The following is a 21,437-nucleotide window of genomic DNA, read 5'->3' on the forward strand; positions in this document are numbered from 1 at the left end:
CCCGGCCGGTCATGAGACCGGCCGGGGCCGCGGTGCGTCCGGGTGCTAGCGGGACTCGCAGAGCGGGCCGCCGAGCCCCCGCAGGAGGTTGTCGACGAAGCGCTCGACGGTGTCGTCGGCCTGGAGGTGCGGGTACTGCCCGTAGACGAAGATCGTCAGGAGCGGGCTGGTGAACATCGCGACCGCCAGGTCGAGGTCGAGGTCGGGGGCGACCTCGCCGCGTTCGAGCCAGTACTCGAACGTGTCGCGCACGTGCCTGCGCCTCCGCTCCACGAGCCGGTCGTGGTGGCGCTTGTACTCGGGGTCCTCGTGGAACACGGTCATCATGCACCGGATGACCTTCATGTCGCGGGGGCCGTAGACGCGGCGCATGTTGTTGCCGAGGAACACGAGGTCGTCGTGCAGCGAGGTGTGCGGGATCCCCTCCGGCACGGGGGCCTTGATGCTCTCGAAGGCCGCGGCGATGAGCTCCTCCTTGGAGGACCAGCGCCGGTAGATCGTGGCCTTGGAGACGCCCGACAGCTCCGCGACGCCCTCGACGCTGACGTCGGTGACGGTCCCGTGCTCCGCGATGAGGTCCAGCACGGCCTCCAGGATGGACTGGCTCACCGCCTCGCTGCGGGGGCGGCCCTTGACGGGGGCCGCCGCCGCAGGAGCCGACGCCGCGGGGGCGCGGTGGTGGGCTGTCGCGTCGCGGAGCTCGGGTCTCATGACTCGATTGTCCCTCAGACCTCGGCCAGGGCGGGCTCGGCCGCCTCGGCCTGGGCCTCGGTCTCCTCGCGGCGCTGCCGTCCGGGGAAGAACAGCGCGATGATGACGAGGCCGAGGACGCCGACCGCGATCGCGACGAGCGCGGTCGTGTGGAGGGCGTTGATGAACGAGTCGTTCGCCGCCTGGGTGATCTGCGCGGCGGCCTCGGGCGTGAACTGTCCGCTCTGGAGGCCGGATTCGAGCACGCCGTAGGTCGCGGAGTAGGACTCCTGCGCGGCCGCGGGCAGGTCGGGGGCGGTGTCGGCGATGTGGCCCTGGTAGGACTGGGCCATGATCGTGCCGAGCACGGCGACGCCGAGGGCGCCGCCGACCTGGCGTAGGGTGTTGGCGAGCGCCGAGCCGACGCCGGCCTTCTCCCTGGGGACCGAGGACATCAGCGTGTTCATGGCGGGCGGCATGAGGTTGGCCATGCCGGCGCCGGTGATGAAGAACAGGGCGATGATGACCCAGACCGAGGTGTCGGCCTCGTACACGAACGCGGTGACCGCGAAGTTGGCGATGACCAGGAGCATCGCGACGATGCCGACGGCCTTGGCGCCGAAGCGGTTGACGAGGGTGTTCGACAGCGGCGCGAAGACGAGCATCGAGGCGCCGAACGGCAGGAACAGCAGACCGGTCTCCAGCGGCGAGTAGCCCTTCAGGATCTGGAGGTAGAAGGTCATGAAGAACATCAGGCCCATCATCCCGAAGAACGTCAGGGTGATGATGGCCGAGGAGGCCGAGAAGCGGGTGCTCTTGAACAGCTTCATGTCGAGCGAGGCGTGCGGGATGCGCCGCTCCCACAGGACGAAGGCGACCAGGACGATGACGCCGAGGGCGATGGTGCCCCAGACCTCGATGCCGGTCCAGGAGCCGGCGTCGCCGGCCTCGATGATGCCGTAGGTGAGGCTGACGAGGCCGAGCATCGACAGGACCATGCCGACGATGTCGGGCCGGGCCTGGCTGCCCTTGGACTCGGGCGCGAGGATCGTGATGGCGATGAGGCCGAAGACGACGATCGGCACGTTGATGAGGAAGACCGAGCCCCACCAGAAGTGGTCGAGGAGGGCCCCGCCGACGATCGGGCCGACGGCGCCGCCGATGCCGACCGCGCCGGTCCAGATGCCGAGGGCCTTCGGGAACTCCTTGGCGGAGAAGACGTTGCGCAGGAGCGACAGCGTCGAGGGCATCATGATGGCCGCGCCGGCGCCCATGAGGGCGCGGTACCAGATGAGCTGGTCGGGCGTGGTCGAGTAGGCCGACAGCAGCGAGGCGACGCCGAAGACGAGGAGGCCCGCCAGGAGCATGCGCTTGCGTCCGATGCGGTCGCCGATGATGCCGGAGGCGAAGAGCAGGCCCGCGAAGACGAGCGTGTAGGAGTTGATCATCCAGGCGAGGTCGCTCTGGCTGGCGCCGACGCCGACCGGGTCGGGCTCCGCGAGGGTCTTCATCGCGACGTTGAGGACGGTGTTGTCGAGGACGACGACGATGAGGCTGAGGACCAGCACGCTGAGGATGGCCCACCGGCGCGGGTGGCCTTCGTCGTCGGATCCGGTCTCCAGGACCGGGTCGGAACGGGTTTCGCTCACAGGGTTTCCATTCTGTGCTCGCACTGGACGTGCAGTGCGGAGATGTCGCCGCGGCGCCGATACCGCGGGGGCGGTGTTGATCGGTGATTCGTCGTATAGACGTTCCGCGGGCGGGTTTTGTGACGGCCCGGGCGCGGTCGCCGCTGTCTCGGGGAGCCTCGGCTCCGCAGGGCGGCGTGGTGTTGGAGACGACGTTACGCCATTCCGAAACGATACGGTACCGTATCGTTAAGTAGATCACAGGGAATCGTACCGCCGGGGTACGACAGTCCCGTGAACTCCGTGCGAAGGACCGTGTTCACTCCGCTGCGGGCGCGCCGGGCGGGCCCGGCCCCGGGTGGTTGAATGGGCCTCGTGGCACCCAAGTTCCCGTACGACGACCTCCAGTCGTTCCTGGCCGCCCTCGAAGCCGACGGCGACCTCAAGCGGATCTCCGCCGAGGTGGACCCCCACCTGGAGATCTCCGAGATCACCCAGCGGGTGATCCGCGAGGGCGGGCCCGCGCTCCTGTTCGAGAACCCGGCCGGAAGCGACATCCCGGTCGCGATCAACCTGTTCGGGACGACGAGCCGCATGGCGAAGGCCCTCGGCGTGGCCGACCTCGACGAGATCGGGCAGCGCATCGGCGAACTCGCCAAGCCCGAGCTGCCGGTGGGCTGGGCGGGCATCCGCGACGGCCTCGGCAAGCTCATGCAGCTCAAGTCGGTGCCGCCCAAGCGCATCAAGAAGGCCCCGTGCCAGGAGGTCGTCTTCACCGGCGACGACGTGGACCTGAACCTGCTCCCGGGCCTCCAGGTGTGGCCCGGCGACGGCGGGGTCTTCCACAACTTCGGGCTGACCCACACCAAGCACCCCGAGACCGGCAAGCGCAACGTCGGCCTCTACCGGCTCCAGCAGCACGACGAGCGGTCGATCGGCCTGCACTGGCAGATCCACAAGAACTCGACGAGCCACTACGCCGAGGCCGAGAAGCGCGGCGAGCGGCTGCCGGTCGCGATCGCGATCGGCCCGGACCCGGTGATGGCGTACGCGGCGACCGCGCCGCTGCCGCCGGACATCGACGAGTACCTGTTCGCGGGCTTCCTGCGGGGCGAGCGCGTCGAGATGGTCGACTGCCTGACCGTCCCGCTCCAGGTCCCGGCGAACTCGCAGATCGTCCTGGAGGGCTGGGCCGAGCCCGGCGAGCGGGTCGACGAGGGACCGTTCGGCGACCACACCGGGTTCTACACGCCGGTGGAGCCGTTCCCGGTGATGCACGTCGAGGCGATGACCATGCGGCAGAACCCGATCTACCACACGATCATCACCTCCTCGCCCCCTCAGGAGGACCACGGCCTGGGCAAGGCGACCGAGCGGATCTTCCTGCCGCTGGTGAAGATCATGATCCCCGAGATCGTCGACTACGACATGCCGGCGGAGGGCGTCTTCCACAACTGCGTGATCGTCTCGATCGACAAGAAGTTCCCCAAGCAGGCGCAGAAGGTGATGAGCGCGATCTGGGGGCTCCAGATGATGAGCCTGACGAAGCTCATCGTGGTCGTCGACGCCGACTGCGACGTGCACGACTACCGCGAGGTGGCGTGGCGGGCGCTGGGGAACGTGGACTACTCGCGGGACCTGCTGCTCACCGAGGGCCCGGTGGACCACCTCGACCACGCCTCGTACCACCAGTTCTGGGGCGGCAAGGCCGGGATCGACGCGACCGCGAAGTGGCCCCAGGAGGGCTACACGCGCGGGTGGCCCGAGGCCATGCGCATGAGCGCCTCCGTGAAGGCCACAGTGGACCGACGCTGGAAAGAGTACGGACTTGACTGAGACGCTGCCCCGCCCGAACCACGTCAAGGACTTCTTGAAGCTGGTCGCCTTCGAGCACTCGGTGTTCGCGCTGCCCTTCGCGTACCTGTCGACGCTGACCGTCATGCATCTGGAGGACGCGTTCTCGTGGTGGGACCTGGTCCTGGTCACCGTCGCGATGGTCTCCGCTCGCACACTCGCCATGGCGGCCAACCGGATCATCGACCGCAAGATCGACGCGCAGAACCCGCGCACCGCCAAGCGCGAGCTGGTGACCGGGAAGGTCTCGCTGCGGACGGCGTACTGGGGCTGCGCGGTGAGCCTGGTGCTCCTGCTGGCCTCGGCGGCGCTGCTCAACCCGCTGTGCCTGTACCTGAGCCCCCTGGCAGTGGCGCCGCTGATCGTCTACCCGTACGCGAAGCGCTTCACGGACTACCCGCACGCGGTCCTGGGCCTGGCCCAGATGGTCGCGCCGGTCGGGGCGTGGGTGGCCGTGACCGGGACGTTCGCGGGCTCGGGCCCGGCGGTCGTCCTCGGTGCGGCCGTCGGCCTGTGGATCGGCGGGTTCGACCTGATCTACGCGTGCCAGGACGTCGAGATCGACCGGAAGATCGGCGTGCACTCCACGCCGGCGCGCTGGGGCGTCAAGGCCGCCCTGCACGCCTCCTCGGTAACGCACGTCGTCACGCTCGCGCTGTTCGCGTGGTTCGGCCTGCTCACCGGTTTCGGCCTCCTGTACTGGATCGGCCTCGGCCTGGTCGCGGTCGCCCTGGTCTACGAGCACTCGATCGTGCGGCCCGGCGACCTGTCGAAGGTCAACCGGGCCTTCTTCACCGCGAACGGGTTCGTCGCGGTGGCGCTGTTCGCGTTCGCCCTCGTGGACCTCCTCCTGCGCTAGTCCTCCCCTAGGCCGCCTCGCTCGCGTGGGCGAGGGCCGACGGCGTCGTGCGGCCGTTGATCGCGGGCGCCTCCCGGATGAGCGAGTCGTCCGTCACGGCCTCGACCATGAAGAGCGCGAAGTCGGTCCGGCGGGTCGTGTTGCTCTCCAGGATGGGGTCGCCGACGTGGCGGCTCCACACCGGCAGGCCCTGGCTGGGGCCCTCTTCGAGGTCGCTGCCGCGCACCAGGGTCCAGCGGGTCTCGCTCTTGAAGACCAGGTCGGCGGCGCGGTACTGGTCGTTCATGTCGATTAGGCGCGTGAAGCGCAGGAACCGCGCGAAGGCGACGGCGGCCCTGATGTTGCGCGAGTACCTGTCCTTCCCGTCGCGGGTGATGTGCCAGCCGCAGGAGAAGACCAGGCGGGCGCCGGGCTTCGCGAAGTCCATGACCGCCTTGGCGGTGCCCGAGGCGTAGTCGTTGACGCCCCAGGGGGCGAGGACGGCGAGGACGGCGTCGCAGCCCTCGACGGCGCGTTCGATGACGTCGCGGTCGTTGGTGAAGCCGGCGTGGATCGTGATGCGCCCGGCGTAGTCGTCGAGCTTGTGGACGCTCTTCTCGCGGCAGACGCCGACGACCTCGTAGCCGCGGTCGAGGGCGTGCTGCACCATGTAGCGTCCGAGTTTGCCGGAGGCGCCGACGATGCAGATCTTCTTGCCGGTGTGCTGGGGGATCGGTTCCATGACGTGCTCCTCGTTCGAAGGGTGCTTACTCCTTTACACTGTACAGGAAAACTGTACGGTGTAAAGTACAGTCGCCGCCGGCCGAACGAACAGGAGTTGCAAGTGAGCGACGAACCCGCGACGCCGTCCGCCCGAGGCTCGCTGAGCAGGGAGAAGGTGCTGCGCGCGGCGGTCGAGATGGCCGATGCGGCGGGCGGGGCGGTGCCGAGCACGCGCAAGCTCGCCGAGGGCCTGGGCGTGCGGGCAATGGCGCTGTACCACCACTTCCGCAACAAGGACGAGCTCCTCGACGGCATGGTCGACCTCGTCTTCTCCGAGGTCGAGCTGCCCGAGGACGGCGCGGACTGGCGGGAGGCGGTGCGGCGGCGCTCGGGCTCGATGCGCGACGCGCTGCGGCGCCACCCGTGGGCGATCGCGCTCATGGACTCGCGCCTGAACCCGGGCCCGGCGACGCTGCGCCACCACGACGCCGTCATCGGGTGCCTGCGCGCGAACGGCTTCACGACCGCCGGTGCGGCCCATGCGTTCTCGCTGCTCGACAGCTACATCTACGGGTTCGCGGTGCAGGAGCACGCGCTGCCGTTCGAGGACGAGCACGACGTCGAGGAGGTCGCCGAGGTCGTCATGGCGCAGGTCCCCGCCGACGTGTACCCGCACCTGACGGAGCTGGCCGTGGAGCACGTGATGAAGCCCGGGTACGCCTACGGCGACGAGTTCTGGATCGGCCTCGACCTCATCATCGACGGCATGGAGCGCCGCCGCGAGGAGTGGTTACTGCCAGCCGGTGGCCCTGCGGACCAGGTCCTCGACGTACGGCGCGAGCGTCGCCGAGAACGTCGCCGTCATATGCGAGTGGTCCCGGAACGTCAGGATGTTCCCGATGACGGCCGGGCAGGTGCCATCCGGGCACACGTACTCGACCAGATCCCCGAAGACCACATTGGACGGCACGTCGGGGTAGGCGGCCGCAGGGTCGCCGAGCGTCCGGGAGGTCGCCACCGACGACGTGCACTCCGCGATCTCATGCTGCTCAAGGCATTCGGGCAGCGGCTCGTCGAGGCGCGGCAGGTCGCGCAGGGCCAGGACCTGGACGCCCTGCTCGTCGAGGGTGCGCCAGCGGTCGGCGAAGCCCGGGTAGGCGCTCTCGCCCTCGGGGAACGCGCGCGTGGCCAGGGTGACGACCAGGTCGGGGCGCAGCTCGTCGAGGATGTCGACGACCTGGCCGTTCCATTCGACGCAGGAGGCGGCCTGGTCGGCGTCGTCGTTGCGGGGCTCCTCGGTCGAGAACTGGCAGCCCGATTTCGTGAGCGACACCAGGCGCCAGCCCGCGTTCTCGGCGGCCTCGTGGAAGGCCGGGAACCAGTGGCCGATGCGCGAGCCGCCGACGAGCGCGATCACGTGCTCGGCGTCCGGGTCCCCGTACGAGCACGGCGTGGCCTCGGACCCGTCCAGGCCCGCATCGCAGCCGTCGTCGTAGATGAGCGGCATGTCCAGGACGTTGTCGAGCGGCGGGATGAACGGCGCCTCCGGCAGCGAGGCGGCCAGCTCGGGGTCGGTGAGGACGGCCGCGCCCGGGTACGTCTCCCGGTCGGCGGCCAGCGCGGCGAGCTCCGCGTCCGCGGACTCGTTGCGCTGCAAGTAGACGTGCTGGGCGGCGAGGGTCAGCGCGAGGAGCGGGACGGCGAACGCCGACGCGGTCGCGAGGGACCAGCGGCGGCCCGGGAAGCGCTTGGCGAACGCGGCGACGCGGCCTTCGACGAGCCAGGTGGTGAGGGCGGCCAGGACGAGCGCGAGGCCGAGGACGGCGGCGCCGCCCGCGAGGGTCGCGGTCTCTCTTCCGGTGCGGTGCAGGTAGACGACGAGGATCGGCCAGTGCCACAGGTACAGGGCGTAGGACCACGCGCCGAGGCGCATCACGGGCTTCCAGGTCAGCAGCCGGTCGACGGCGTACGGCAGGCCGGTGGTCCCGGCGAGGATCATGCAGGCCGCCGCGCCGACCGGCCACAGGGCGATCGCGCCGGGGAACAGGGTCGAGACGTCCAGGAGCGCGCCGCACGACAGGAGCGCGGCGAGCCCGAACCAGCCGAGCGGCACCCGGAGTGCGGTCGGCAGGCGCAGGTACGGGAGGGCGAGCGCGAACATGCCGCCGAACGCGAGCTCCCACAGTCTCGCCCCGGTGTCGAAGTACGCCCAGGCCTGGCGGGTGTCGGTGGTGACGAGCGAGTACGTCAGCGACACGGCGAACACCATGGCGCAGAGCAGGAACACCGCTTCGCGCAGGCGGACGCCCCGTGTGCGGGCCAGGAGCGCCGCGAACGCGACGAGGACGAGCCACAGCAGGTAGAACTGGCCCTGGATCGACAGGGACCAGAAGTGCTGGAGCGGGCTCGGGGCGCCGTCGCGGGCGAGGTAGTCGACGGCCTTGGCCGCCAGCGCCCAGTTCTCGTAGTACAGCAGCGAGGCGACGGTCTCGTCGAAGACCGCGGGCCGGCGCGAGTTCGGGAGCCACAGGTACGCGGCGGCGAGCGTCCCGGCCGCGACGACCGCGGCGGTCGGCAGGAGCCGGCGGGCCAGGCGGGTGAGGAAGTGCGTGGCGCGGACGCCCCCGGAGCGCTCGACCGAGCGCGTCAGGGACGCGGTGATGAAGAAGCCCGTGAGGAACAGGAAGACGTCGACGCCGCCGGAGACGCGGTTGAACCAGATGTGGTAGACGGCGACGAGGAGCACCGCGACCGCGCGCAGGCCCTCGACCTCGGGTCGGAACCCGGTGTCGCGGCGGGCCGGGACGGCGGCGGTGCGGACGGGGGACGGCTCGGTGATTGTGGACATACTCACATCAATGAGGAGGGTCTCCTGGGGTATCTCGGCAGCGTAGAGACGCCCCGCAACCCTGCGCCGAATCGAAGAGGCCCTCCGGGTGTCCGTCCGGTGAATCCGCGGTGAACGGGCGCGGACCAGGCGGACGGGGCGCGGGCCGAGTGGCCGGTGGGGCTCCCCGGGCGCTCCCCGCGTCCCGGAGCTCCGTTTATGCCGGATCGACACGGGCCCGGGTCTGGACTTTCGCAGGCCGCGTGGTCCAAGATGGGGCCATGTGGCCCCGATCGACCGATCCCGCCCCTCCGGGGAGGATCCAGTGCATCCGCTGATCGGGTACCTGATCGCCGTGGGGCTCTTCGCCATCGGCCTCTACGGGGTCCTCACGCGGCGCAACGCGGTCCTCCAGCTCGCCGCCGCCGAGCTCATGCTCGGCGGCGTCCACCTCGTCCTCGTCACCACCGACCTCGTCCACGGCTCGCACACCGGGCAGAGCTTCGCGCTGTTCATCGTGGTCATCGCCGCCGCCGAAGTGGGCGTCGGCCTCGCGCTCATCCTCAACCTGTGGCGCGAGCGCGCCTCCATCGACACCGACGCGCTGCCCGAAGAGGACGAAGCGGAGGCGCCCCGGTGACCGCCCTCGCATGGCTCCTCATCGCGGCCCCGGCCGCCGCCGGCCTCGCCGGGCTCCTGGTCCGCCGCCGCGCGCTCGCGGTCGCGCTGGCGTTCGCGGGACCGGCGGTTGCTTTGGCGTGCGCGGCCGCCGTGTCGTTCGCGAACCCGCGGACCGCGGTCATCCTCGCGGACTTCGGGACGGTCCGCGTGTGGGCCGCGCTCGACCTCTCCCCCGGGGCGTGCGCCGTCGCGCTCGCGACCGCGGTCGTGTCGTTCCTGGTGCAGCTGTACTCGTCCGCCTATCTGCGCGGCGACCCGCGCTACGCGCCGTTCGCGGCCCAGGTGAACCTGTTCTGCGCGGCGATGCTCCTCGTGGTCGCCGCCGACGACCTCGTGTTCCTCCTCATCGGCTGGGAGGTCATGGGCGCGTGCTCGTACCTCCTCATCGCTCACTACGCGAAGCTCCCGCAGGCGCCGGGCGCAGCCGCGAAGGCGTTCCTGGTGACCCGCTTCGGCGACGTCGCGTTCGTCCTCGGCGTCATGCTGCTCGGCGTCTCGGCGGGCACGTTCCGCATCGGCGAACTCGGCGAGGCGCCCGCGGCCGGGGCGGCGATGCTGCTGATCCTGTTCGGCTGCATCGGGAAATCGGCGCAGTTCCCGCTCCAGATCTGGCTCCCCCCGGCGATGGCCGGCCCGACCCCGGTGAGCGCGCTCATCCACGCGGCCACGATGGTCGCCGCGGGCGCGTACGTGCTCACGCGGCTCCTGCCGGTCTGGCCTCCGGACCTGCTGCTGGTGGTCGCGGTGGTGGCGGCGGTGACGATGGTCGGCGCGGGGCTGTGCGCGCTCGCGGCGCGCGACGTCAAGGGCGTGCTCGCGTGGTCGACGGTCAGCCAGGTCGGCTTCATGTTCGCGGCGGTCGCGGTCGCGGCCGGGGACGCGGCGCTGTTCCACCTGGTCGCGCACGCGGCGTTCAAGGGGCTGCTGTTCTTGACCGCGGGCGTGGTGATCGCGCTGGCGGGCACGGACGGGTCGCTGGCGAGCACCCGGTTGCGGCCGGGTGATTCGCGGCTCGCGTTCTGGGCCATGACGATCGGGCTCGCCGCGATGGCGGGCCTGCCGCCTTTGGGCGGGTTCTACTCCAAGGAGGCGGTGCTCAGCGCGGCCTACGAGGCGGGGACGCCGGCGGGGGTGGTCGTGTTCTGGGCCGGGGTCGGGGCGAGCATCCTGACGGCGGCGTACGCGGCGCGGTTGTGGCTCCTGGTGTTCTGGCGCGGCGCGGGCCCCGCGAGGCGGCCGGCGGTGCCGCGTGCGGAGTCGTTCAGCTTGTGGGCGTTGACGATCGCGACCGTGGCGGTCGGGGCGCTCTACTACTCGGGACCGTTCGAGGTGCCCTCGCTGCACCCGGACCTGATGGCTTTGCTGCTGCTGGCGACCCTCGGCGGGTTCGCGGTGATCGCGGACTCGTGGTGGCGCGACCGGCCCGGTCGGCGCACGGACGAGCAGGTCACCGACCGGGACCCGGCTAGGGTCCTGGGGCGGGCCCGGGGGCCGTTGGCGGAGGGGCTGTACGCGGAGCGGCTGGCGGCCAAGGCGACTCGGGGTGTCGCGGCAGCGGCGAGCGCGGCGGCGACGGCACTGGATGTGCGGCTCGTCGACGGCACGGCGGTCGAGGGCTCGGCGCGCGCCACACTGGCGGCGGCCGAGGAGACGGCGGCCGGCCACCGGGGCGGCCTGGTGCGGTATCTGCGTCTGAGCGCCGCCGGAACGCTGGTCGTCGCAGTGGTCGCGATCGGGGTGAGCATGTGGAACTGATGCTGTTGTTGGCGGCGGGTCTTCCCGCTGCCGGGGCGCTCGCGGTGTGGGGGTTGCGGCGGAAGCCGTATGCGCACTGGATCGGGGCGGGGGCGGCGGCGCTCGCGTTTGCGGCGGTGGCGGTGCTGCCGGTCGGGCGTGGGAGCGGGGCGTGGTTCGCCGCGGGCGGGGAGCTCACGGGCGGCTGGTGGCACCAGTTCGCGATCGAATGGGCCCCTTCGCTCCACCTGGAGTTCTCGCTCGCGGTCGACGGCGTCTCCTGGACCCTCGCGCTCCTCACCGCGCTGCTGGGGGTCCTGTGCTGCATCCACAACGCGGTCGGCGCGGAGCAGCGCGCCTCCGACCTCCTCGGCGCCGACCGGGCCGCTTCAGCTCCCCTTCAGGTCCGGGCGGGTAGCTTCGAAACCGGGGGCCCTCCCCAGGCCCCGAACCGGGTCCTCGGGCTGCTCGGCGGCCGCCGCGCTTCAGCTCCCGTTCAGGAACCCCCGGCTACCGTTGAAACCGGGGGCCCTTTCCCAGCGGCGGCGCCGGTCCATGGGGTGCCCGCCGGAGCGCTCGGCGACGACTCCGAGTCCCCTGAGTGGCAGTCGCCGATCCTCACCGCGCTGCTCCTCGCCGTGCAGGCCGCCTCCACGCTCGTGTTCCTCGCCGACAACCTGGTGCTGTTCTTCATCGCGTTCGAAGCGGTGCTCCTGCCGATGTGGGCGATCATCCACCGCTACGGCGACCCCGCCGCGCGGCGGCGGGCCGCCGCCAAGTTCGCGCTCTTCACCGTCGCCGGGTCGCTCCTCATGGCCACCGGCCTGTTCGTCGCGATCGCGGACACCGGCACCGCCGACCTCGGCGCGATCATCGTCCACGGCGGCGTGAGCGACGACGTCTCGCTCCTCGTCTTCGCGCTCCTCGCCCTCGGATTCGCCGTCAAGGCCCCGCTGTGGCCGCTCCACTCGTGGCTGCCCGACGCGCACACCGCCGCCCCCACCGTCGGCTCGGTCCTCCTCGCCGGAGTGCTCCTCAAACTCGGCACGTACGGCCTCATCCGCGTCGCCGGAGGCCTCGCCCCCGACGGCGCCGCCGAAGCCGCGCCCGTGCTCGCAGTCCTCGCCGCGGCGGGCATCCTCGTCGCCGGGCTCGTGTGCCTGCGCCTGCCCGAGATCAAACGGCTCATCGCCTACTCCTCGGTGGGCCACATGGGATTCGTGGTCCTCGCGTTCGCCGCCGGCACCGAAGCGGGCATCCGCGCCGCCCTGTTCGGGAACCTCGCCCACGGCCTCGTCACGCCCCTCCTGTTCTTCCTCGCCGGCGCCCTCAAGGCCCGCACCCACACCGGCAGCCTCGGCGCCCTCGGCGGGCTCCGCCTCGCCGCGCCCGCGCTCGCGGGGCTCCTCGGGTTCGCCGCCCTCGCCTCCCTCGGCCTGCCCGGCCTCGCCGGGTTCTGGGGCGAGGCGTTCACCGTGTACGCGGCGGCCGAACGCGGCGGCGCCTGGCTCGCCCTCGCCGCGGCCGCGGCGTTCGGCGCGTTCCTCGCCGCCGCGTACCTGCTGCGCATGCTCAGGCGCGTCAGCCACGGCCCGGTGGCGCCCGCCGCGATCGGCATCGGCGACGTCTCGGCCGCCGAAGCCGCCGTCTGGGCCCCGCTCGTGGCCGGGACGCTGCTCCTCGGGCTCGTCCCGGGCCCGCTCCTGACCCTGTTCTCGGAGGGGCTGCTCTGATGCGGGTCCAAGCGATCGACCACGCGGCGATGCTGCCGCTCTACCTCGCGGCCGCCGCCGCGGTCCTCGCGTTGTTCGCGGGCCGCTTCGCCAAGGCCGCCGGCATGATCGGCCTCGGCGCGGCCGCGGCCGCCGCCGTGTGGGTCGGCCTCGGGCCCGACCGGGCCACGTTCGCCGTCGGCGACTGGCACTCCTACGTCGCCGACGACGCCGCCATGGGCACCGCCGCCCTCTTCGCCGCCCTCGCGGTCCTCGTCGCCGCGCTGAGCGGACGCCAGGCCGGCGAGTACTGGTTCCTCCTCGCCGCCTCGGCCGCGGGCGGGATCGCGCTCGCCGGGTCGCGGGACCTCATCACGCTCATCGTCGCCGTCGAGACCCTCACGCTGCCGCTGTACGTCCTCGTCACGCGCCCCGGCCGCGACGGCGCCGAAGCCGGGACGACCTTCCTCATCGCCTCCGTGACCTCCTCCGCGACCGCCCTCATGGGCGCTGCGCTCCTCTACACCGCGAGCGGAACCGTGCACCTCGAAGGACTCCGGGCGGGCCTGGACGGCGCCCACGCGGGCCTCACCGCCGCCGGGGCCGCGCTGCTCCTGGCCGGCCTGGCGTTCAAGCTCGCGGCCGCGCCGCTCCACGCCTGGGCGCCACTGGTCTTGGAGCGCGCCCCGCTCCCGGTCGCCACCTACCTCGCCAGCGCCTCGAAGCTCGGCGGCGCCGTCGCGATCACCTGGGTCGTGTACTTCGGGCTGTCCGGGACCGCGAGCGCCGGGGTCGTGATCGCGGTCCTCAGCGTCGCCTCGATCGTCATCGGGAACCTCGGCGCGCTCGTGCAGCGCCGCACGGTCGCCCTCCTCGCCTGGTCCGGCATCGCCCACGCCGGGTACGCCCTCGCCCCGCTCGCCGTCATCATGACCGCAACGGGCCGAGACCAGGCCGGCCCCGCCGCCTCGGCCGCCCTCGCCTACGCCGTCTTCTTCGTCCTCCTGGAGGCCAGCGCCTTCGCCGCCGTCACGGCCGTCCGCCCCGATGCGGGAGGCATGTTCGGCTCCGACGAGCGTCGTACCCCGCGGGCAGACTTGAAATCGGGGGGTCCCCTGGAGTCCGTTTTGAAGGGCGGCGCCGGGAATGTCGGCCCCGGCGGCCGGATCGCCGAACTCACCGGGCTGTGGAAGTCCGCTCCCCTGCCCGCCGCCGTGCTGCTCTTCTCGGTCATCGGCCTCGCCGGGCTTCCGCCCGCGCTCGCCGGGACCTTCGCGAAGGTCGCGGTCCTCGAAGTGCTCGCCTCCTCGGCCGTGTGGCTGGCCGTCGTGGTCGCGGCCGGGGCCGTCGTGGGGCTCGCGTACTACCTGCCGCTCGCGCGGGTCCTCCTCGTCGGCCGCGCCGACCCGGCCCCGCGCCGGTTCGCCCTCGCCGTCGCCCTGGCAGGCCTGGCCCTGGTCGCGGTCTCGGTCGCGCCGCAGGTCGTGTTGGACTTCACCGCGCTTTCTCGGTAAACCTTCAGCTTCCGCAGAAATACTGGCCGTAACCAGGACGTTGCTTTTCCCACAAGGAGGGAAACCCAACCACCATGAAGCACCACAACGGCCTCAAGACGGCGGTGCTGCTCGGCGCGATGTCGGCGATCGTGATCGCCATCGGCTACGCCTTCGGCGGCTCCACCGGCGTCGTCATCGCCGCAGGTGTAGCGGTCGCCATGAACGCCTACGCCTACTTCAACTCGGACAAGATCGCCCTGCGCTCGATGCGGGCCCAGCCCGTCACCGAGGCGCAGGCGCCGCAGCTGTACGGCATGGTCCGCGAGCTCTCGCAGCGCGCCGGGCAGCCGATGCCGCGGCTCTACGTCTCGCCGACCATGCAGCCCAACGCGTTCGCGACCGGCCGCAACCCCGAGAACGCGGCCGTCGCCGTCACCGAGGGCATCCTGCACCTGCTCAGCCTCGCCGAGCTGCGGGCCGTGATCGGGCACGAGCTGTCGCACGTCTACAACCGCGACATCCTCATCTCCTCGGTCGCCGGCGCGCTCGCCAGCATCATCACGATGCTCGCGAACCTCGCGATGTTCCTGCCGTTCTTCGCCTCCGACGACGAGGACCGGCCGAACCCGCTGGTGCTGCTGCTGACGATGATCCTCGGCCCCGTCGCGGCCGCGATGATCCAGATGGCCGTCTCGCGCTCGCGCGAGTACGAGGCCGACGCCGACGGCGCCCGCCTCACCGGCGACCCGCTGGCGCTCGCGAGCGCCCTGGAGAAGATCTCCGCGGGCGTCGACCGGATGCCGGCCCGCGCCGACAGCCGGATCGCCGAGCAGTCGCACCTGATGATCGAGTCGCCGCTGCGCGGCGGCGGCCTCGCCGGCCTGTTCTCGACCCACCCGCCGACCGAGCAGCGCGTCAGGCGGCTGCGCGAGATGGCCCGCGGCGTCGTCAGCTAAAGCAAAGAGGGCACACCGAAAGCCGCGCCAGCCGTGCTGGCGCGGCTTTCCGCAAGTCAGATGTCGCTCCGGCGTTCGCGGCGCTAGTAGATGCTGCCGCCGATGTCTTTGATGCCCGTGCGGACGTCCAGGAGGTACACCAGCGCAGCCGCGATGGCGACGAGGGCGAACAGGTTGAGCCGGGCGTAGCCGCCGAAGAGGAGCGCCAAGACGAGGCTCACCACGAGGAGCCCGAGCCAGGTGCCCTTCGAGAGGGTGCCGACGGCGTTGAACGCCTCCGGTTTCTGCACTGCGCAGTGGATGACGGCGATCAGGGACAGGAGCGCGGCTCCGTATCCGATGATCTGCGAGATCACGCCTCGAATCTCGAAGGCAAGCACGGCATCGAACTCTGGCATGTGGCCCAGCCTACCCGCAGGTGCTCGGAAGCCGGTCGGCTCGGCTACTTGCCGAGCTTACGACGCTGAACGCGGGTCTTGCGGAGCAGCTTGCGGTGCTTCTTCTTCGCCATGCGCTTGCGCCGCTTCTTGATGACCGAGCCCATAGAGCTTCCTCACAGGTGTTGACTAGACGATAGTTAGAGCCCGACAAGCCTAGCCCGTCCCCCCGGCGGCCCCCTCGCCGGGCGAGTTCGAGCGAAGGCCCCGTCACAGCTCGCGCGTGGCGGGGCCAGGGCCGACGGCCCGGGATCACTCGTCCGTCTGGAGGGCCTCGGAGAGGTACGTCTTCACGGCGCTCTCGGGGACGCGGAAGGAGCGCCCCACCCGCACCGCCGCGATCTCACCGTTGTGGACGAGGCGGTACACCGTCATCTTCGAGACGCGCATCAACTCGGCCACTTCCGTCACCGTCAAGAACTTGACCTCGTCGAGGAGGTCCCCGGGTTCGCTCATGTGTCTCACCGTTCTGTCGAGGGCTGTTGCGAGCACTATTGCCTGTGCAAGGACGTGGGGTTGTGTGATGTCTTAGAGGTGCGGCGGACGCGAATGCCCTATGAACCGAAACAAGTCGGTCGTCACGAAGCGTGACGTTGATGTCTTTCGATTGGGATGTTGCTCATGTTACGGCAGTCCGCGCCACCCGGCAACACCCGATCTCACACCGTCTGGGCAATGAATGCCGTAATTTCCTCCATCAGCGCGGCATAGTCCTTGCCGTAGACCGCCTGCGCGGCGTCGACCGCCGGGGTGCCCTCGCGCGCGGTCATGCCGAAGAACTCGGCGAACGCGTCGACCCCGTAGGTCTCGATCATGTAGTGCACGCCCAGGAACCCGCAGCCGTACTTGCCCGAGCCCGCGAGCGTGTCGTCGTCCTCGGTGGGCGGCAGGATGTCCGACTCGCAGCCGCCGATGGCGACGTAGTCGCGGACGTCCCACATCCGGTCGTAGTCCTCAAGGGCCCGGTCCCCGTGGTCGATGTACTCGGCGACGCCCTCGACCATCCACCACGTGTCGTCGGCGTACCGCTCGGACGGCGCGGCCCACAGGGTCACGGCGTGCCCGAGCTCGTGGCGGATGACCGACACCAGCCCGTCGCCCCAACCGGTGCGGTCGACGCCCATGACCGTGGCGTACGTGGACGGCTGCCGCTCCCCGTTGATCGTCCCGTTGAGCGGCAGGGCGAAGCCGAGGACGTCCTCGGAGTCCCACATGCCGCCGAACCAGGTGTCGAACTCCTCGTCGCTGGCGATGTAGATGACGTACCGGTCGGGCTTCTCCCAGTACGCCCACTTGTCGGCGTTCTCGGCCGCGGCCTCGGAGATCGCCAGCGCCTCGTCCAGGCGGGCCTCCATGGAGACCGGGACGGCGGTGACGGTGCGCTCGCCGACGGCGGCGACCAGGTCGGTGACCTCCCACGGGTGCGGGCCCTCGCCGAACTCGGAGTTGGAGACCTCGATCATCCGCATGCCGTCGTCGTCGGCGCGCCAGCGCGTGTCGAAGACGATGTCGGCGGCCTTGCACGTGTCGGCGGGCTCGACGAAGCAGTAGGAGAGCGCGATGGAGACGTCGTAGAGCGGGACCGCGCCGGAGGCGTCCTCGATGGGGCCGGAGGCGATCTGGTAGTCCCAGCGGGAGACCTGCATCTGGTGGAGCGACTCGTAGCGGCCGGTCATCTGGGTGTGCAGGGTCGGGTCGTAGGCGGCGAGCCAGCCTTCGAGGGAGCCGTTGACGAGCGACTCGGACTGGGCGTCGAGGACGAGCTGCGCCTGCTCCTTGAGGTAGGCGAGGACCTCGGAGGCGGAGGCGTCGGGGCCGGGGCTGGGGACGGTTCCTTCGCCGGGCTCGACCGCGAGGCCTTCGATGGTGCCGGTGTCGCCGCCCATGAAGCCGGGGCGCCAGCCGTTGACGAGCGCGCCGGCGAAGACCGAGGAGGCGACGAGGACGACGACGACGAGGAGCGTGACGAAGTGGTTCCGCTTGGGTTCGGGCCGCGGCAGGTAGTAGCCGGCGGGCCCGCCGGGCCAGGGCGGCATGGCGCTGACGGGGACCGGGCCGGGCGGGACGCCGGGCGGCATCTGCCCGGGGGGCATCTGGCCGGGGGGCATCTGGCCGGGGTGCCCGTAGCCGGGCGGGACGGCTCCCGGCGGGACCATGCCCGGGGCGCCCTGGGGGGCGCCGGGGTGCATCATGCCCGGCGGCGCCATCTCGACCGGGAGCGCCGACGGCGGCCGCGTGGGCTCGATCATCGGCGGCATCGGCGTGGGCTGCGGGAGGACCGTGTCGGCCCCCTCGGCCTGCGGCAGGACGGGCCCGGGGGTGGTGGCGCGGGGCGCGTCGGACCCGCTGCGCTGTCCTGGCACGAGCGGCGCGAGCCCGGGCGGGTTGGCCCCCGCGGGCTCTGCGGCGGGCTGCTCGGGGGATGCCGGGGGGAAGTCTCCGGGGGCTTGAGTCACGTTCGCAACTGTAGTCGCCGCTCGCTAATCCCGCGAGCCGCGAACAGGCACTGTGCGCTGGGCGTCCACTGATTCCGGGGCACGTGGAACCGGCCGAAGACGGTGATCTCCGCCTCCGGCCGGGTGTGAATCTTCTAAGACTTGGTCCACAGTGAGCGGAGGAACACCGCGAGGTTCGCGGGGCGCTCGGCCATGCGGCGCATGAGGTAGCCGTACCACTGGTCGCCGTAGGGGACGTAGACGCGCATCCGGTAGCCCTCGGCGGCGAGGCGCAGCTGCTCGGAGGTGCGGATGCCGTACAGCATCTGGAACTCGAAGGAGTCCTTGTCCCGGTCGTACCAGCGGGCGCGGTCGATGCCGATCTCGATGAGGCGCGGGTCGTGCGTGGCGAGCATCGGGTAGCCGTCGCCGGCCATGAGCGCGTTGATGCACCGCACGTAGGAGCGGTCGACGTCGAGGCTCTTCTGGTAGGCGACCGACTCGGGCTCCTTGTAGGCGCCCTTGCAGAGGCGGATGCGCGAGCTGGGGACGGCGTGGGACTTGCAGTCGTCCTCGGTGCGGCGCAGGTAGGCCTGGAGGACGGCGCCGGTGAGCTCGAACTCGGCGCGGAGGCGCTGCACGATCTCCAGGGTGGAGTCGGTGACCGTGTGGTCCTCCATGTCGACGGTGACGGTGGTCCCGGCGTCGGCGGCGGCGGTGCAGATCTCGCGGGCCCGGTCGTAGGCGAGCTCGGGGTCGATGCGCTGGCCGAGGGCGGAGAGCTTGACGCTGACCTCGGCGGCCTTGGAGAGGCCTTCGCCCTTGAGGGCGGCCAGGAGGTTCAGGTACTCGTCGCGGGTGGCGTCGGCCTGCTCGACGACGACGGTGTCCTCACCGAGGTAGTCGAGGGTGGCGAGCAGGCCGTCGTCGGCGAGCGCGCGGGTGGTGGCGACCGCTTCGGCCGTGGTCTCGCCGGCGACGTAGCGGCGCACGAGCGACCGGGACACGGGCGCGGTGCCGACGAGGCGCTCGATCTTGGACGACCTGGCAGCGGCGAGGATGACGGAACGCAGCATGAGTGCAGCGTAGCCTCCTGTCACGGGCGATCAGGTCACGGTGGCATAACACGTGTGCCGCAACATTGGAAACCGAGGCTTCGACGCGATGGAACGCTCCTCTTCCAAGGTCTTCATCGGTCGCGGCCTCGGTTCACCGTGGTCCCATGTCACAGCTGGGTGTAGGGCCGCTCGTGCTCGCCCGGATGGAAGCCCTGCTCAGGGGCGGGGTCGGTGACCGGGAGGGGCTCGTAGGCGCTGACGTCCATCGCGCGGGTCACTTCGAGGCCGGGCCGGCGCCGGGCGAGGCTCCAGCCGAAGGGGACGGCGGCGGTGTCGGCGATGACGACGCGGCGGGCGTCGTCCAGGCGCAGCGGCTCCAGGCGGCGCAGGGCGATCCGGCGGAGGCTGTAGCCGCGCACGTTCTTGTAGCCGCGCCAGAAGAACCACTTGCGGATGAGGCGCACGGCCTTGGCGTGGGCGCGGGCGAGTTTCCGTCCGGCGCCGCCGGCCTTGCCGGGGAGCCTGGAAATGCGCCGGAACAGCCCGCCGGGGCCGCGTTCGACCAGGAGCGTGTAGGTCCACACGAGGGGCCGGCGGTTCTCGCGGCGGGCGAGGGACAGGACCTCGGCGCGCGGGTCGAACCGCTCGGCCTGCTTCCAGCCCTGGCCGTCGCCGACGAGGACCGTGACCGGGACGCCCCGGGAGAGCAGGTAGTCGAGGTAGCCGTTGACCCGCCCGATGGCGGCCTTCCTGAAGGCCACCACGACGACGCGGTCGGCCTGGGGTGCGAGTGTCGCTTCCACTTGGGTCACCTTCCCTTAGTGACGAGGTCGCGGGCCCACCGCTCGAACGGCGCGAGGGCCGCCTCCCGCGTGAAGGACCGGGCGTACGCGCGCGCCTTGGCCGCGGTGTCGGGGTCGGCCTTGCGGGCCGCGTCCCCGGCGTCGGCCATCGCGGCGGCCACGTGCTGCGGGTCGAGGCTCTCGGGCTCGAACCACAGCGGGTAGTCCCGCAGCAGTTCCTCTGCGGCGCAGCCCTTCTCGTGCACGGAGACGATCGGCTTGCCGGTCGCCATGTACTCGAAGACCTTGCCCGTGGTCACGTATTTGGAGCCGCCGTTGAGGAACACGAGGACGTCGCTGGCGGCGTACGCGGTGCCGATCTCGGACTTGGGGACCGGGCCGCGGTAGGTCACGCCGGGGATCTCCTTGTCGAGGCCGAGCTGGGCCCGCAGCTTCATCTCCGTGGAGGAGAAGAACCCGATGTGGCCGTAGAAGTCGAGGCCCGAGCCGGGGTGGGCGCCGGAGGCGGCCATGAGCCGGTGGCCCTCCAGGAGCGAGTCGATCGGCTGGACGTGCGTGAGGGTCCCGATGAACGCGAACGACAGCGGCCGGTCCTCGGCGGGGCCGGGCCCGAAGGACTCGGCGTCCATGATGTCGGGGTCCCAGCCGTTGAGGACGACCTGCATCCGGTCGGCGGCGTACGGGTACTTCGCGGCGTGCCAGGCGCGCAGCGCCTCGTTGACGTGGACCGCGCCGGCGGCGGTGCGGTGGATCTTCGCCTCCCACTCCCAGGCGGCGTGCCCGGGCGGGAACTTGTCGGCGTTCTCGAACTGGTCGAGGGTCCACGAGTCGCGGTAGTCGATGACGAACGGGACCTTCGTGCGCCGCTCCAGCTCCCATGCGGCCCAGAAGGACGCGAACGGGTTCCCGGTGGCGAGCACCAGGTCGAAGGGCTGCTCGCGGTGGAGGCGCCGCCCGGTCCTGACCGCGCTCTCGGCCCACGTCACGTAGTGCTCGGGGAAGGTCCGGTCGAGCTTGCGCTGGTAGCGCTTCTGGGCGAGGACGGGGAAGTTCCCGCGCCAGAACGAGTAGTTGCGCAGGTCGTTCTCCCACGCGAAGAAGTCCATCTCCGGCTGGAGCACTTCGACGCGCGGGTCGATCGACTCGACGAGGGCCTCGTCGACCGAGCGCACGAAGTCGTAGAAGAACCGGTCGGGGGCGCGCAGCACGGTCACGTCCCAGCCCTGCTCGGCGAAGTGGTTCGCCGTGGCGCGGGCGCGGAAGACGCCGCTGGCGCGCGAGGGCGGGAAGTAGTACGCCAGGTACAGCAGGCGCGGGCGCTCAGACACCGGCGGCCTCCGCTCGGGTCTCGAAGGAGAAGGTCGTGACGAGGTCGGGCCGGGCGTCCAGGAGCGCGGGCAGCCTCCCGGTGCTCAGCTCGACGGCCTGCGGCTCGTGGAGGACGAGCCAGTCGAAGCCGCCCGCCGCGAGCGCCGCCTCGACGGCCTCGCGGCGGCGCACCTCGCGCAGGGCCTGCGTGGCGGGCCAGCGGCGGCGCGTGATCGGGCCGAGGACGGTCCGTCGCC

19 protein-coding genes and 1 pseudogene are annotated in these 21,437 nt (G+C 71.3%); 8 read left to right on the forward strand and 12 right to left on the reverse strand.

Going from position 1 to position 21,437, the window contains the following annotated elements; genetic code table 11:
* Positions 1-45 precede the first annotated feature (45 nt).
* Together DI269_RS19690 and DI269_RS19695 are read right to left on the reverse strand one after the other, a co-directional pair.
* The gene (locus DI269_RS19690) at positions 46-711 is read right to left on the reverse strand and encodes a TetR/AcrR family transcriptional regulator (RefSeq protein WP_112138993.1); all 666 of its coding nucleotides are present in this window, start codon (positions 709-711) and stop codon (positions 46-48) included.
* 14 nt (positions 712-725) lie between these two features.
* A complete protein-coding gene (locus DI269_RS19695; protein WP_232822827.1) occupies positions 726-2,339 on the reverse strand; it encodes an MFS transporter in 1,614 nt (537 codons plus the stop codon).
* Between the two features lie 345 nt (positions 2,340-2,684).
* Here DI269_RS19695 and DI269_RS19700 point away from each other — a divergent pair, with 345 nt between their 5' ends.
* Together DI269_RS19700 and mqnP are read left to right on the forward strand one after the other, a co-directional pair.
* Positions 2,685-4,154: a menaquinone biosynthesis decarboxylase gene (locus DI269_RS19700; protein ID WP_112138995.1), complete on the forward strand. Its 1,470-nt coding sequence runs from the start codon at positions 2,685-2,687 to the stop codon at positions 4,152-4,154.
* Positions 4,147-5,031 (forward strand): menaquinone biosynthesis prenyltransferase MqnP, encoded by an 885-nt coding sequence (gene mqnP, locus DI269_RS19705; RefSeq protein ID WP_112138997.1) that lies wholly within the window; start codon positions 4,147-4,149, stop codon positions 5,029-5,031. The genes DI269_RS19700 and mqnP overlap by 8 nt, the downstream gene beginning before the upstream one ends.
* Positions 5,032-5,038: 7 nt before the next feature.
* On the opposite strand, the gene DI269_RS19710 is transcribed toward mqnP, so the two are convergent.
* Positions 5,039-5,752 (reverse strand): NAD(P)-dependent oxidoreductase, encoded by a 714-nt coding sequence (locus DI269_RS19710; RefSeq protein WP_112138999.1) that lies wholly within the window; start codon positions 5,750-5,752, stop codon positions 5,039-5,041.
* A gap of 177 nt (positions 5,753-5,929) precedes the next feature.
* Between DI269_RS19710 and DI269_RS19715 the strand changes: the two are divergent.
* Positions 5,930-6,448 (forward strand): annotated as a pseudogene (locus DI269_RS19715) (TetR/AcrR family transcriptional regulator C-terminal domain-containing protein); the annotation flags it as partial.
* 75 nt (positions 6,449-6,523) lie between these two features.
* Here DI269_RS19715 and DI269_RS19720 read toward each other — a convergent pair.
* Positions 6,524-8,581 carry an acyltransferase family protein gene (locus DI269_RS19720; protein ID WP_112139001.1) on the reverse strand — a complete coding sequence of 686 codons (2,058 nt, stop codon included), beginning with the start codon at positions 8,579-8,581 and terminating at the stop codon, positions 6,524-6,526.
* Positions 8,582-8,885: 304 nt separating this feature from the next.
* Here DI269_RS19720 and nuoK point away from each other — a divergent pair, with 304 nt between their 5' ends.
* The 5 genes from nuoK (at position 8,886) to htpX (ending at position 15,139) form a co-directional block, all read left to right on the forward strand.
* Positions 8,886-9,200 carry an NADH-quinone oxidoreductase subunit NuoK gene (nuoK, locus tag DI269_RS19725; protein ID WP_112139003.1) on the forward strand — a complete coding sequence of 105 codons (315 nt, stop codon included), beginning with the start codon at positions 8,886-8,888 and terminating at the stop codon, positions 9,198-9,200.
* Positions 9,197-10,996: an NADH-quinone oxidoreductase subunit 5 family protein gene (locus DI269_RS19730; RefSeq protein ID WP_112139005.1), complete on the forward strand. Its 1,800-nt coding sequence runs from the start codon at positions 9,197-9,199 to the stop codon at positions 10,994-10,996. The genes nuoK and DI269_RS19730 overlap by 4 nt, the downstream gene beginning before the upstream one ends.
* A complete protein-coding gene (locus tag DI269_RS19735) occupies positions 10,996-12,708 on the forward strand; it encodes a complex I subunit 4 family protein (protein ID WP_112139007.1) in 1,713 nt (570 codons plus the stop codon). The genes DI269_RS19730 and DI269_RS19735 overlap by 1 nt, the downstream gene beginning before the upstream one ends.
* Entirely contained in the window at positions 12,705-14,201 is a 1,497-nt protein-coding gene (locus DI269_RS19740; RefSeq protein ID WP_112139022.1) for a proton-conducting transporter transmembrane domain-containing protein, read from the forward strand. Before DI269_RS19735 ends, DI269_RS19740 begins: the two co-directional genes overlap by 4 nt.
* A gap of 74 nt (positions 14,202-14,275) precedes the next feature.
* Positions 14,276-15,139, forward strand: coding sequence for a zinc metalloprotease HtpX (htpX, locus tag DI269_RS19745; RefSeq protein WP_112139009.1), 864 nt, complete (start codon positions 14,276-14,278; stop codon positions 15,137-15,139).
* A gap of 83 nt (positions 15,140-15,222) precedes the next feature.
* On the opposite strand, the gene DI269_RS19750 is transcribed toward htpX, so the two are convergent.
* The 8 genes from DI269_RS19750 to DI269_RS19785 form a co-directional block, all read right to left on the reverse strand.
* The gene (locus DI269_RS19750) at positions 15,223-15,537 is read right to left on the reverse strand and encodes a DUF2516 family protein (protein ID WP_112139011.1); all 315 of its coding nucleotides are present in this window, start codon (positions 15,535-15,537) and stop codon (positions 15,223-15,225) included.
* A 44-nt stretch (positions 15,538-15,581) separates the two neighbouring features.
* On the reverse strand, positions 15,582-15,683 hold the full coding sequence (locus DI269_RS19755) for a 30S ribosomal protein bS22 (protein ID WP_081687713.1): 102 nt from the start codon (positions 15,681-15,683) through the stop codon (positions 15,582-15,584).
* Positions 15,684-15,828: 145 nt separating this feature from the next.
* Positions 15,829-16,032, reverse strand: a complete 204-nt coding sequence (locus tag DI269_RS19760) for a helix-turn-helix domain-containing protein (RefSeq protein ID WP_091031906.1) — start codon at positions 16,030-16,032, stop codon at positions 15,829-15,831.
* A gap of 203 nt (positions 16,033-16,235) precedes the next feature.
* Positions 16,236-18,032 (reverse strand): hypothetical protein, encoded by a 1,797-nt coding sequence (locus tag DI269_RS19765; protein WP_157975103.1) that lies wholly within the window; start codon positions 18,030-18,032, stop codon positions 16,236-16,238.
* Between the two features lie 134 nt (positions 18,033-18,166).
* The gene (locus DI269_RS19770; protein ID WP_112139015.1) at positions 18,167-19,087 is read right to left on the reverse strand and encodes a proline dehydrogenase family protein; all 921 of its coding nucleotides are present in this window, start codon (positions 19,085-19,087) and stop codon (positions 18,167-18,169) included.
* A gap of 149 nt (positions 19,088-19,236) precedes the next feature.
* Positions 19,237-19,872, reverse strand: coding sequence for a hypothetical protein (locus DI269_RS19775; RefSeq protein ID WP_112139017.1), 636 nt, complete (start codon positions 19,870-19,872; stop codon positions 19,237-19,239).
* A 5-nt stretch (positions 19,873-19,877) separates the two neighbouring features.
* The gene (locus DI269_RS19780) at positions 19,878-21,200 is read right to left on the reverse strand and encodes a glycosyltransferase (RefSeq protein ID WP_112139019.1); all 1,323 of its coding nucleotides are present in this window, start codon (positions 21,198-21,200) and stop codon (positions 19,878-19,880) included.
* Positions 21,193-21,437, reverse strand: a 245-nt coding sequence (locus DI269_RS19785) for a hypothetical protein (protein ID WP_157975104.1), incomplete at its 5' end; no start/stop codon positions are given. The genes DI269_RS19785 and DI269_RS19780, both read right to left, overlap by 8 nt.

It is taken from the genome of Glycomyces dulcitolivorans, assembly GCF_003265355.1.
Classification (GTDB): domain Bacteria; phylum Actinomycetota; class Actinomycetes; order Mycobacteriales; family Micromonosporaceae; genus Glycomyces; species Glycomyces dulcitolivorans.